The sequence below is a fragment of the Psychrobacter sp. UBA2769 genome, from assembly GCF_002352555.1.
Classification (GTDB): Bacteria; Pseudomonadota; Gammaproteobacteria; order Pseudomonadales; family Moraxellaceae; genus Psychrobacter; species Psychrobacter maritimus.
Genome location: NZ_DEIR01000023.1, coordinates 1 through 12,997, shown reverse-complemented (window position 1 = coordinate 12,997; position 12,997 = coordinate 1). Strand labels below are relative to the sequence as shown.

12 protein-coding genes are annotated in these 12,997 nt (G+C 43.8%); 6 read left to right on the top strand and 6 right to left on the bottom strand.

Features of this window, described 5'->3' with window-relative positions; genetic code table 11:
- Positions 1 to 3 precede the first annotated feature (3 nt).
- Positions 4 to 618: a hypothetical protein gene (locus B3Q63_RS12040; RefSeq protein ID WP_201619700.1), complete on the top strand. Its 615-nt coding sequence runs from the start codon at positions 4 to 6 to the stop codon at positions 616 to 618.
- Between the two features lie 432 nt (positions 619 to 1,050).
- Complete coding sequence (locus tag B3Q63_RS12035; protein WP_201619701.1) at positions 1,051 to 1,710, top strand: class I SAM-dependent methyltransferase; 660 nt, start codon at positions 1,051 to 1,053, stop codon at positions 1,708 to 1,710.
- A 119-nt stretch (positions 1,711 to 1,829) separates the two neighbouring features.
- Here the strand turns inward: B3Q63_RS12035 and B3Q63_RS12030 are convergent, their stop codons facing one another.
- The 5 genes from B3Q63_RS12030 to B3Q63_RS12010 form a co-directional block, all read right to left on the bottom strand.
- A complete protein-coding gene (locus B3Q63_RS12030; protein WP_296177079.1) occupies positions 1,830 to 2,351 on the bottom strand; it encodes an HdeD family acid-resistance protein in 522 nt (173 codons plus the stop codon).
- Between the two features lie 165 nt (positions 2,352 to 2,516).
- Entirely contained in the window at positions 2,517 to 3,584 is a 1,068-nt protein-coding gene (locus B3Q63_RS12025; RefSeq protein ID WP_414706353.1) for a CaiB/BaiF CoA transferase family protein, read from the bottom strand.
- A gap of 70 nt (positions 3,585 to 3,654) precedes the next feature.
- Entirely contained in the window at positions 3,655 to 5,841 is a 2,187-nt protein-coding gene (locus tag B3Q63_RS12020) for a 3-hydroxyacyl-CoA dehydrogenase NAD-binding domain-containing protein (RefSeq protein WP_296177072.1), read from the bottom strand.
- Positions 5,842 to 5,897: 56 nt separating this feature from the next.
- Positions 5,898 to 7,103, bottom strand: a complete 1,206-nt coding sequence (locus B3Q63_RS12015) for an acetyl-CoA C-acetyltransferase (RefSeq protein WP_296177215.1) — start codon at positions 7,101 to 7,103, stop codon at positions 5,898 to 5,900.
- A 108-nt stretch (positions 7,104 to 7,211) separates the two neighbouring features.
- Entirely contained in the window at positions 7,212 to 8,363 is a 1,152-nt protein-coding gene (locus tag B3Q63_RS12010; protein WP_201624844.1) for an acyl-CoA dehydrogenase family protein, read from the bottom strand.
- Between the two features lie 491 nt (positions 8,364 to 8,854).
- Between B3Q63_RS12010 and B3Q63_RS12005 the strand changes: the two genes are divergently transcribed.
- Positions 8,855 to 9,529 carry a DsbA family oxidoreductase gene (locus tag B3Q63_RS12005; protein WP_296177069.1) on the top strand — a complete coding sequence of 225 codons (675 nt, stop codon included), beginning with the start codon at positions 8,855 to 8,857 and terminating at the stop codon, positions 9,527 to 9,529.
- Positions 9,530 to 9,647: 118 nt separating this feature from the next.
- Positions 9,648 to 9,896 (top strand): DUF2164 domain-containing protein, encoded by a 249-nt coding sequence (locus B3Q63_RS12000; RefSeq protein WP_271133619.1) that lies wholly within the window; start codon positions 9,648 to 9,650, stop codon positions 9,894 to 9,896.
- 106 nt (positions 9,897 to 10,002) lie between these two features.
- Here B3Q63_RS12000 and B3Q63_RS11995 read toward each other — a convergent pair whose 3' ends face one another.
- Positions 10,003 to 11,127, bottom strand: a complete 1,125-nt coding sequence (locus B3Q63_RS11995; RefSeq protein ID WP_296177065.1) for an S-(hydroxymethyl)glutathione dehydrogenase/class III alcohol dehydrogenase — start codon at positions 11,125 to 11,127, stop codon at positions 10,003 to 10,005.
- Positions 11,128 to 11,322: 195 nt separating this feature from the next.
- On the opposite strand from B3Q63_RS11995, the gene B3Q63_RS11990 reads away from it, so the two are divergent.
- Both B3Q63_RS11990 and B3Q63_RS11985 read left to right on the top strand, forming a co-directional pair.
- Positions 11,323 to 12,204, top strand: a complete 882-nt coding sequence (locus B3Q63_RS11990; protein ID WP_296177063.1) for a LysR family transcriptional regulator — start codon at positions 11,323 to 11,325, stop codon at positions 12,202 to 12,204.
- 168 nt (positions 12,205 to 12,372) lie between these two features.
- Entirely contained in the window at positions 12,373 to 12,891 is a 519-nt protein-coding gene (locus B3Q63_RS11985; protein ID WP_296177060.1) for a DUF302 domain-containing protein, read from the top strand.
- Positions 12,892 to 12,997 lie beyond the last annotated feature (106 nt).

The window sequence follows — 12,997 nt, the reverse complement described above, 5'->3', positions numbered from 1 at the left end:
GCTATGTCTTCTTATTTAAACGCTGATAAAACCTATCTGACTTTGACCCCAGCCGGCATTTTTGAGGCATTTTCGCAAAGTGAACCAACGGCTGAGCAGTTATCACTACAAGACTTATTGTCCTATAACGAAACTTTGTTAGCCGCTGATTGGCTCGAGCGTTATTCTGACCAATGGCTAGACAGCTTTTTGGAACATGGCTGGATTGAGAAGCTGTCGCTATTTTTGCCTGCGCCAAACTTGCCATTAGACCAGTTTTTACCTTATGTGGTTTCAAGCTTGTCTGGGAAACGCCGTGCGGCAATTGGCTCTGATGAAGGGTTTTGTTTGGCGCGGATTGGCTATAGCCAAGAAGAAGCCGATATGCTGAGTGTGGCGGCGGCTGACTTTTCAGGTTTTATGTTGCGCCAAAAACAACGCGGCTGGGCAGTAGAAAGCCAAGCTATCTCTTTCTTTCAGCAAGTCGATTTGCTGATTCCTGAAACCAGCTTTGTATTTTTATGGATTGATGGCTCAGGCTACGTGCTTATCATCGATGGCGAACCTTTGACCAACAATCGCGCCTTTGTTGAGCTGGTATGGGCACTAAAAACCTCTGGGCTTAGATTTACGAATTAAACCCGTTCTTTATTAAAGCCATCATTATTAACACTATCATTAATTAAATCTGTACTCAATAAAACTAATCTGCTTCATATAAATGCGCCCTTTAACCATAAGCGGTGCATTTTTATAGCTATAGCTTAAACATTATAATAATAACTATCTGTCTAAAATCGGCTTCTATTTTTATAAAATCACACAGTAATAATAATACCCTTAGAATTAACAACAACTTGTCAGATGTTAGGTCATACTAGCGGCAACCATTTGATTATTTTGCATACTGTATAGCTATACAGATTGTTATAACATTTCTACATTCTTATATTTAGATATTGCTACATTTTCCCATCTCCAAGCGTTAACCCACCCTTTTACTAATTACCATCCCCGAAAGTGGCAGCCTTTGCCAAACCTTGCATTCTTGCTTATTTTTTAGGACAGTTTATGACTTCGCTGACCACCGTGCGCGTGCGTTATCAAACGATTGAAATTGGCAGCACCGACATCCACATTTGTACTTTACGTGACAATCAACAATTTAGTGACCCTGATAATGAGGCATCAGACCTCGGTATTTGCTCGGCGTCATGGCCGATGTTTGGCGTGATTTGGCCATCAAGCTTGGTGCTCGCCAATCATATGCTTGATTATGATATTGCGGGCAAGCGTATCTTAGAAGTTGGCTGCGGTATGGCGCTCTCTAGTCTGCTACTCAACCATAGACATGCTGACATCACAGCGACTGATTATCATCCAACAGTTGAGTATTTCCTTGATAGAAATACCACACTAAATAATAATAAAGAGATTAACTTTGAGCGCTTAGACTGGGCTGAAGACAATAGCCATCTTGGTAAGTTTGATATCATTATCGGTAGCGATTTGCTGTATGAAGACCAGCATATTGATATCTTGGCGGAGTTTATCGAACGTCATGCACTGCCAACTTGTGAAGTTATTGTCGTTGACCCTGGGCGCGGGCGCAAAAACAAGTTGACCAATAAGATGGTTGAATTTGGTTTTAGCAGTAAGCACGTTAAACCTGAGGACACCACTTATCTTGAGCTACCCTTTAAAGGGCATATTTTGACCTTTTCGCGTTAAAATCTGAAAAACCAATAACTTATATAATAAAAAAAGACGCCATTTCACGGCGTCTTTTTTATGCATTTTATAGCGTGATTTATTGCTAGTGTCATTTATATGTTTACGAGTTTATAAGTTTATAAGGGTCTAACCAAAGGTGGTTGCACACGTGAATACATGATTAATGAGATGCCATTAGATATCAGCTCAACGGCTAATAGGACGCCAAGAATATAGGTCGCTGACTGCGGATAGCTGGTAAATATCATGATAGCCAACGCAATCGAGATAAGCCCTGAGATTAATATCGGCACAAAAGCAACGGTTCTACGTAAACCAAAAGCAACTATTACTCTGACGATACCTGTTGCCATAAATAAGATAGCAATTACCATGGTCAAAGTTAAAATACCTTGTAGCGGGTTTTGTAGCAGCTCAATACCGATAAATATGCCAAGCACACCGCCAATGGCCGCTAGCACTTTACCCGTCGTGGTATAAGCACGGAACAGGGCAATAAACTGTAAGATACCAACAAGAAGGAATACAAACCCAGCCAGTTGTTCAGCAGCGAAACTGGCGCTAAGAGGATTGAAAAAAGCAAAGATACCGCCAAGAATACTAATGATACCAACCACCAGCCACAATGTACGACTCATAATACTCTCCTCCTATTTAATAAAAATTAAATTATATCGCAGAGCATTTACACTCTTGTATGACGGTAGTAATAGATTCGAGTAGCCCTGTTACTATTTAAGTTTGGTTATTGCATTGTCATCATAAGCCTGATATCTGCTATCTTTTAACTATCTAATACCATATTACGCCATCGCAAGCACTTGCCAACCAGCCGTTGCCTGATATGTATCTTGATGGGCGAATAACGGATGGCTTTGCGCTTCTGCAAGCGTGAGTACAGGCGTCACACAAGCATCGACGTCGCTAAATACCATTTGCCAATGCGCTAATGTTTGACTGGCAAACTTTTCTGTCATGGCTTGCTCGGCTTTTTTACTTTCAGCGGTATTTGGCATAAAGCCGCGCTGCCAATGCGCATTACTATATTCAGTTAACTCTAATGTCGCACATAATAACTGCCAAAACTTTAGCTCTAACGAGCCGACTGCCATATGACGACCATCTTGGGTTTTATACAATCGATAGCAAGGTAACACACCGCCTAAAAAATCATTCTGAGGCTCTGGGCGTTGTCCATTTATGTTTTCCATCATATCGGCAGTCGCTTTTGGCATTACTAAATGATGATATAAGCTGTGCGTCATGCTGACGGCGATATGGCGCCCGCGCCCCGTGTTTTTGGCAGCAAATACCGCGGCCAATAAGGCAATGACGGCAGTATCACTGCCACCAGCCAGGTCGGCAAACTGCATATTGGGCATGGCTTGCTCGCCTGTAGCGGTCTTTAATTGTGCCAAAGTCCCACTCATCGCCATAAAATTGATATCGTGACCCGCTTTGGCCGTCCAAGATTCAGCCGTTTCATCAAGAGCATCAGCAATCCCGTAACCAGTGATAGATATCATGACGAGCTTTGGATTGATAGCATGTAAAGTGGCAGCATCTAAACCCATACCTAGCAGCACTTCAGGACGAAAGCTATCAAGCATGACATCGGCATCCTTGATATGGGCTTTGATAGTTTCAATCCCTGCTGCACTGCGAAAATCGATTTTTTCGCAGTACTTCCCATGGTTTAAAGCTTTAAACAATTCACCAAACGCCCGTCCTGGGTCACCGTTTTCTGGTTCGATTTTGACAATCTCTGCTCCCAAATCAGCAAGTAATCTGGTGGCAAATGGACCGGGTAGATTACGCGTCAAATCGACTACCTTTAAACCATGTAAGCAATCAGTCATCATATCTGTCATTGAATGACTGTTCATTGAAGAGCTGGGCGTTGAATAACTGGGTATTGAAGAGCTAGGCATTGAATCACTATTAACCATCTGCAAACACCTCGCCTTTATTAGCCATCTCAACCAAAATCTGGGCAGGCTCAAAACGTGCGCCATATTTTGTGGCAAGCTCGCGACTACGCTCAACGAACTTCTCTACACCTGTGGCATTGATAAATTGTAAGGTGCCGCCTTGATGCGGGGCAAATCCCCAACCAAAGATAGGGCCTACGTTAGCTTCAGCGACAGAACGCAAAACCCCTTCTTCATAGCAGCGCGCTGACTCATTGGCTTGGATATAAAGCAGGCGATCAATCAGCTCTTGCATATCGGGCTGTTCAGCGAGTGGCGGATATAGCTCAGTCAGCTTTGGCCATAGCTGCTTATCATTTTTACCCTCAGCATTTTGCGCATAATCATAAAAACCTTTGCCGACTTTTTTACCCAAACGTTCATGGTCTTTTACCAGCGTAGTAAGTACCGCTTCTGCAGGGTGGCTGACCCATTCTTTACCCTCAGCAAGCGTATCTTTTTTAGACTGCGCCATAATCAACATCGATAAATCAAGCGAGACTTCGTCTTCCAGCGCCAGTGGCGGCATCGGCATGCCAGCTTTAAGACCTGCGACCTCGATACGGCGCGGATGCACGCCCTCGCCTAACATCGCGATGCCCTCTGACACATAAGTATCAAACACACGCGAGGTATAAAAACCGCGACTGTCATTGACGACGATAGGCGTTTTGCCAATTTGCAGCACAAAATCAAAGGCTTTGGCTAAAGTGGCATCATCGGTCTGCGCGCCCATGATAATTTCAACCAAGGGCATCTTATCGACGGGTGAGAAAAAGTGCAGCCCGATAAATTGCGTCGGACGTTTGCTTGCTACCGCTAAGCTGGTGATAGGAATGGTTGAGGTATTAGACGCATAGACGACTGATTCAGGAATAATCGCTTCGGCCTGCTCGGTGCACTTGGCTTTAATATCACGATTTTCAAACATCGCTTCGATGACCAAATCACAACCTGCAATATCGTTATAAGATGTCGTGGTTTGGATTTTACTTAATAACGCCACTTTCTTAGCTTCGGTTGCATAACCTCGGTCAATGGCTTTATCCAATAGCTTTTCTGAATATTGTTTGCCTTGATTGGCGTTCTCAATACTGGTATCTAATAGCACCACATCGATGCCAGCTTTGGCAGCAACATAAGCAATCCCCGCGCCCATCATGCCGGCGCCAAGTACTGCAACCTTATTTACTTTTTGACGCTCAAAACCCTTAGGACGTGACTGACCTTTTTTAATTTGATTGAGCTGCGTCCACATCGAGGTAATCATATTTTTCGATTCGGGCGACAGCACACAAGCGACGAAGTAACTGGATTCCACTTCAAGCCCAGCGTCGATATCGAGCAAACTGCCTTCAAAAACACAAGACATAATATGAATAATAGCGGGATAATTGCCATGTGATTTTTGATAGGCCATGGCTGGGGCAATAGAGAGCATTTGCGCGTTTTTTGGTTGATTGGCATTGCCCCCTGAAATTTTAAAACCCTTGATATCCCATGGCTGCTGCGCGTTAGGATTGGCTTTAATCCATACTTTAGCTTGGCTGAGCATATTAGCTTTATTACTTGCCAATGCATCGATAAAGCCCAGTTCCTTTGCCCGGCTCGCACTGACTATCTGACCTTGGGTCATCATCTCAAGCGACTTTTGCATGCCGATGAGGCGCATCAGACGTTGAGTACCACCGCCACCGGGCAATAGACCTAGCTTTACCTCAGGCAGACCAAATTTGGCGGTAGGCGCATCGATAGCGAGTCGATAATGACAGCCCAATGCCACCTCAAGGCCACCGCCAAGCGCAGTGCCAGTCATCGCAGCAACGACAGGTTTACCGCATTTCTCAAGTTGACGCATACTTGATTTGAGGTTCTCAACCAGCTCAAAAGCTTGCTCATGGGTTTGAATGTTCGCCAGCTGATCGATATCAGCGCCCGCAATAAAACTGTCTTTACCTGAGGTGATAATTAAGCCTTTAGCGGATTCATCATTGATAAAAGCGTCGCTCAAAGCTGCAAACGAGTGATTAAAATTATCATCAATCACATTCATCTTTCGATCAGCTTGATCAATAGTGACGGTCACAATACCTTCATCATCACGTTTAGCAGAAAAGTTTGCCAGCTCATTCATTATCTGGGTGCAGTCCATGCTCATTATTCTTCCTTTTTTACATTCAAATATCTTATTTAATCACTAGTATTAATGACAACTTATACACGCTCAATGATGGTCGCGATGCCCATACCACCGCCAACACAAAGTGTAATCATAGCGGTTTTGAGGTCGCGACGCTCAAGCTCCTCAAGGACGGTAGTGAGCAGCATCGCACCTGTTGCACCCAGTGGATGACCCATCGCAATCGCGCCGCCATTGACGTTAACTTTATCGAGTGAAACGCCCAAATCTTTTGCCGTCTTCATCGGTATCGCAGCAAAGGCTTCGTTAATCTCCCAGAGGTCTATATCAGCGGCGGTCATACCAGCTTTCTTCAGCGCTTTTTGGCAAGCAGGCGTCGGACCAGTCAGCATGATAGATGGCTCAGAACCGATGACGGACGCCATAATGACTTTCGCCCGCGGACGCAAGCCTGCTTTTTTACCCGCCGCTTCACTACCCAATAAACAAAGCGCAGCGCCATCAACGATACCAGAGGAGTTACCCGCGTGATGGACATGATTGATACGCTCGATACTGGTGTATTTATCTAGCAATACACTATCAAAGCCCATCGCGCCAAGCTTGGCAAAAGACGGTTTTAATCCTGCTAACGTCTCAACTGTGGTGTTAGGACGAATGGTCTCGTCTTTATCAAGTAGCAAACGACCATTTAAATCATGTACAGGCACTACCGCATTATCGTAGTAACCAGCAGCCCATGCGTTAGCAGCACGCGCGTGCGATTCGGTGGCAAAGGCATCAACGTCCGTGCGACTAAAGCCTTCAAGCGTTGCAATGGTATCAGCACCCACCCCTTGCGGCGCAAAGCCCGTGGCAGCATTCACGCGCGGATCGGTTGCCCACGCACCGCCATCTGAGCCCATCGGCACGCGGCTCATCGATTCTACACCGCCTGCCACTACCATATCTTCCATTCCCGACATGATTTTACTGGCTGCCAAGTTAATGGACTCAAGCCCTGAGGCGCAAAAACGCGATAAAGTTAATCCAGCGACGGTTTCATGCCAGCCTGCATCAATGACCGCAATACGGGCAATGTCTGCACCTTGTTCACCGACTGGCGTCACGCAGCCGAGCACCACGTCATCGACCAAACTGGTATCTAAATCATTGCGCTGCTGCATGGCATTAAGTAAGGTACGAACTAACCAAATAGGCGTTACTTGGTTTAAGCTACCGCCTGCTTTGCCTTTGCCGCGCGGGGTACGAATGGCATCGTAAATATAAGCCGTCTGAATCATGCTATGTCCTTATAGTCTTAAATTTTTGTATTCTTAGAAGCCTGTAATCTTAGAAACTTGTAGTTTTAAAAACCTGTAGTTTTAAAGATTGGTTTAAATGAAAAATCACATAAAGCGTGACGCCAGCTCTTTCATAATCTCATTGGTACCGCCGTAGATTTTTTGCACCCGCGCATCAGCATATAAGCGCGCAATCGGATACTCCATCATGTAGCCATAACCGCCAAATAACTGTACGCACTCATCCATGACGATACATTGTTTTTCGGTTACCCAATATTTAATTAAAGCAGCATGCTGTACTGTCAGATTTTTCTCTACCAAGGCTTCGATAGCAGCATCGCAAAGGGCACTAGAGGCAATATAATGGCTATTACATTCGGCCAATTTAAAGCGGGTATTTTGGAAGCTCCAAACAGGCTTGCCAAAAGCGGTGCGCTCTTTGGTGTAGTCAATGGTCAAGTCCAATGCCAGTTTCATCGCCCCAATCGCTGCTAATGCCACAATTAAACGCTCTTGCGGTAACTCTTGCATCAATTGTGCAAAGCCTAAGCCTTCGACCGTACCCAATAAATTGGCTTGCGGCACGCGCATATTATTAAAAAACAACTCAGAAGTATCTTGTGATGCCATGCCAAGTTTTTTAAGCTTTTTGCCGCGCTCAAACCCCGGCGCATTGTCAGTTTCGACGACGATTAAGGAGACGCCTTTAGCGCCAAGGGAGCGGTCAGTTTTACAGGCAACGATGATTAAATTACCCAGTTGACCATTGGTAATAAAAGTCTTTGAGCCGTTGATAATATAGTCATCGCCGTCTTTGACTGCATAGGTTTTGATGTTTTGCAAATCTGAGCCTGTGCCCGGCTCAGTCATAGCTATTGCGCCGATTAATTCGCCGGTTGCCATTTTGGGTAGCCATGCCTGCTTTTGCGCTTCAGTACCGTGATGTAAAATATAAGGCGCGACAATCCCTGAATGTAAAAAGCCACCGAAACCTGCTTGATTGGCTTCAGATTGTGCATAAATCAGCGCCGCTTCATGGCGAAAATCACCACCGGCGCCGCCGTATTCTTCTGGCATTGAAGCACATAAAAATCCCATCTCGCCAGCTTCCAGCCAAGCCTCACGATCGAGCATGCCATTTTCACGCCATTTTTCATCATGCGCTTCCCAATCTCTAAAGACTTTAAGCGCACTCTCATGCAGCATCTCAATCTCTTCGTCCATCCATTTTGGCTTAAAGCAGGCAATAGTCATTGATCCATCCTTGGTTTTAATTGGTCATCATTCGTATTTATTAATAGGTATAAGCTTGATAGTGCTTTCATTATTAATCAAGCGAGCCACGATTTTGAGCGTAAATAGGCTATTCGGGCTTATCAATATCATAACTGAGTTATTGATTGATAACTATCGGCATTTTCTTGGCTAACAATCCTCGGCTGCTTAGCGCTAATCAGTTAGCAATATCAGGTATCTCAGAAATTTTATACTGATAACCAATATCTCTTATGATGGTTTTGCGCTAAATTCTTGAGTGTATGGGTTGTGTGTTTTAGTCAAACTATCTGACTTCTTTGGGTTAATATAACCTCTACTCGCTATCCACATTTATTAGGTATTAGGACAGGCTACGATAATTTGGCACAGCAGATATTCTCAATTATTTAACCCAATTATTTATAAGCCGCCTTATAAAAACCCTTTATAAACAAATAAAACATCAACAATAAAATAGGCAGAAATTTATGGAAAATTCAAAGCAGACATTATCAAACCAGCCACTCCGCATCGATATCGTTTCAGACGTGGTTTGTCCTTGGTGTATTATCGGCTACCGTCAATTGGCTGAGGCGCTTAAGCAAACCAATACCGAACATGAAATACATTGGCATCCGTTTGAGCTAAACAGCAATATGCCAAGCGAAGGACAAAACTTGCGCGAGCATATCATGGAGAAATATGGCTCAAGCAAGGAAGAATCGGACGCTAGCCGCATTAGAATGACTGAGGCAGGCTCTGAAGTCGGTTTTGAGTTTAATTTCAATGACGATACCCGCATGCACAATACTTTTAATCTGCATCAGCTGCTGTACTGGGCAGGTCAGCAAGGGCAAAAGCCGATGCATGATTTAAAGCAGGCGTTATTCAGCGCTCACTTTACCAAGGGTCGCAATATTTCTGACCATACGGTGCTTGCTGATATTGCCGCGGAAGTAGGACTTGATCGTAGCGAGGCGCTCGCGGTATTAGAAGAGCAGCGTTTTGCTAAAGAGGTGCGCGCAGAAGAGCAGCATTGGCAACAGCAAGGCATTCAAAGTGTACCGGCGATGATTTTTAACGAGCGACATTTGGTCAGCGGCGCGCAGGGCGTGGAAAATTACGTCAATATTTTAGAGCAATTGGCCACTATGCAAGAGTAGATAATAAAGGAGCACTGCTTAATTTAACGGTTATTTAACATTTAGCTGTCATTGAAATTTCAGTAAACATTTAAACATTGGACATCGTCATTGGCATGTCTCTTAGGAATAGTTTTATATGAGCAAAGACAAACTGATTACCTTATCAGATGAAGCAGAAGAAATCGTTTTGGATAAGCTGAGAGATTATATGAACGCGGAGTTTGATGTCGATATTGGTAATCTGCCCGCTAAGTTTTTATTAGACTTTATTATCGAAACCATAGGTCCACATTTATATAGTCAAGTGATTGATGATATTGAACCTTGGCTATACGATAGATTCACGGCAGTGCTAGAAGATATGCATAGCTTTAAGAAAGACTAAACGATAAACATAAAAATGCCGCCCCATAATAAGAGCGGCATTTTTGTTTTATAACACTGTTATTTTATAAGGCTAAATTTACAATCCCTATAATTAATAATGATGCTTAAAAATGAATAACCGTGCGGATACTCTCGCCTTTATGCATCAAATCAAAGGCTTCATTGATGTCTTCTAATGGCATGGTATGGGTGATGAAATCCTGTAGTGGGATGTCACCTGCTAAATAACGCTCAACATAGCCTGGCAGCTCTGAGCGACCTTTTACACCGCCAAATGCTGAGCCGCGCCAGACGCGACCAGTTACTAGTTGGAATGGACGGGTTGAGATTTCTTGCCCAGCACCAGCAACACCGATGATAACCGATTCGCCCCAACCTTTATGGCAGCACTCAAGTGCTGAACGCATGACATCGACATTACCGATACATTCAAACGAATAATCAACGCCGCCATCGGTTAATTCAACAATAACGTCTTGGATTGGTTTGTCATAATCTTTTGGATTAATACAATCTGTTGCGCCCAATTTTTTGGCAAGCTCAAACTTGCTTTCGTTAATATCAATCGCAATAATACGGCTGGCCTTTGCCATTTGTGCACCGATAACCGCCGATAGTCCAATACCGCCTAGACCAAAGATAGCAACGGTCGCGCCCTCTTCGACTTTTGCGGTGTTCATCACTGCGCCCATACCAGTTGTGACGCCACAACCAAGTAAGCAAACTTCCTCTAACGGTGCTTCTTTATTGACTTTTGCTAAGGAAATCTCAGGCAACACCGTATATTCAGAGAAGGTTGAACAGCCCATATAATGATAAATAGGCTCACCATCTTTATAAAAACGCGTGGTACCGTCTGGCATTAAGCCTTTGCCTTGGGTTTCGCGTACGGCTGAACACAAATTGGTTTTACCTGAAGTACACATTTTACAGACGCCGCACTCTGCGGTGTATAAAGGAATGACATGATCGCCCACTTGCACGCTAGTAACACCTTCACCGATTTGCTCAACGATACCACCACCTTCGTGACCTAAGATAGCTGGGAATACGCCTTCTGGGTCTTCACCAGATAAGGTAAAGGCATCGGTATGACAAACGCCACTGGCGATGATTTTTACCAATACTTCGCCTTTACGTGGCAGCATCACATCCACTTCTTCGATAGATAGTGGTTGGTTCGGGCCCCAAGCGATGGCGGCTTTAGATTTAATAAATTTATCTGACATAATATTCTCTCTTTTAATTAATTTTATCATTGACTAAGCGCAGACCAATTTAGCTTATAGGGCTTATTGAATAGAGGCAAGCCACCATTGTTGCGGTCTGTAAAAAGTTTGATTTTATAATGACCATTATAGTCGTTTCTGAAATGATAACAATGTGCTATATTTGCAAATATCTTTTACACAGTGGTAATAATCATGCGCTGGGATGGTATTAGCGAGTTTGTCTATGTAGCAGAACACGAGAGCTTTACGCGTGCCGCAAAAGAATTGGGCATTTCTACCGCGCAGGTTAGTCGGCAGATAAGCGCTTTAGAAAAACGACTAAATATTAAATTGCTGTATCGCACGACGCGCAAGGTATCACTGACAGAAGAAGGCCGCGTGTTTTATCAGCACTGCCGCGGTGTGCTCGATGGCCTGGATGCTGCTGAGCAAGCAGTGAGTAACTTACAAGCAAAGCCGCAAGGCAGGATTAAACTGACCGCCCCTGTCACTTATGGTGAGCAGCAACTGTTGCCACTAATCAATAATTTCATGGTGCAATATAGTGATATCGAAGTGACGGCTTTTTTGAGCAATCAAAAAATCGATCTAATTGATGGCGGTTATGACTTGGCGATTCGCATTGGTAAATTAAGCGACTCAACCATGATGGCAAAAAAACTCAGCCGTCGTACCAACTTTGTCTGTGCCGCACCTGCTTATCTTGAAAAATACGGCACACCGCATTCTTTGAGCGATCTGAGTCAACATAACTGCTTACTTGGCACGCGTGATTATTGGCATTTTATAGAAAACGGTAAGAACGCTGATAAAGAAAAAAACCTGCGCGTGTCTGGCACGGTGCAATATAACAGCGGTCACAGTCTAGTCGATGCGGCGTTAAAAGGTCTGGGTATCGTGCAGCTGCCTGACTATTATGTGCAACAGTACTTAGCATTAGGCGAGCTGGTCAGCTTATTGGATAACTATAGAGAGCCTGAAGAAAGCATTTGGGCTATTTATCCGCATAATCGTCATTTATCGCCAAAGATTAGATTGCTCGTAGATTATCTGGCAGAGCGTTTGACTGTGTAATTAGTTTTGGCTTATTAATTCTTTAAGAGGTGTGGTAATGCGACCCTTTACTATGCGCAGTTTATTACGCACAATGCTATGAAGCGTAATGTTATAGCTCACAATGAATATTCGATGTTGCTAACCATCAATCGCTGAATAAACAACCACCATAAAAAAGGACTTTTTATGCTTAAAATCATCTCTATTATGGCCCTAGCTTTGGCCGTATCCTCTTGCGCCAGTGTTGAAAATATTTTAAACGCGCCGGATAATGGGCAGTCAACGCCAAAAACGATGACTGCTATCAATACTGAAAAGGGTTTGGTGACGATGCAAAGTCATCACTCCGTGCAAGATACCGCTGATAAGCTGGCGGCGATTATCGAAAGCAAAGGCATGAAAGTATTTGCGCGCGTCGATCATCAGAAAAATGCGCAAGGTGTTGATTTAACATTAAGACCGACGCAAGTGATTATGTTTGGTAATCCGAAAGCGGGCACGCCATTGATGAATTGCGAGCAAAGCGTCGCCATTGACTTACCGCAAAAAATCCTCATCAGTGAAGATGCCGATAAAAAAGTTTGGTTGTCGTACAACAATCCTGAATATCTCAAAGAGCGTCATAATATAAAAGGTTGTGATACTGCTATTGATAACATCGCAAAAGCCCTTGATGGTGTTAGTAAAGCAGCTATTGCAAAATAAGCTATAAATGCAAATCTGAACAAATAAAAAAGGTGGGATGCAAAAGCATAACCCACCTTTTCTATGCCTTTAAAAGATTCACGTATTAGAGCGTGTCTTCAATTCA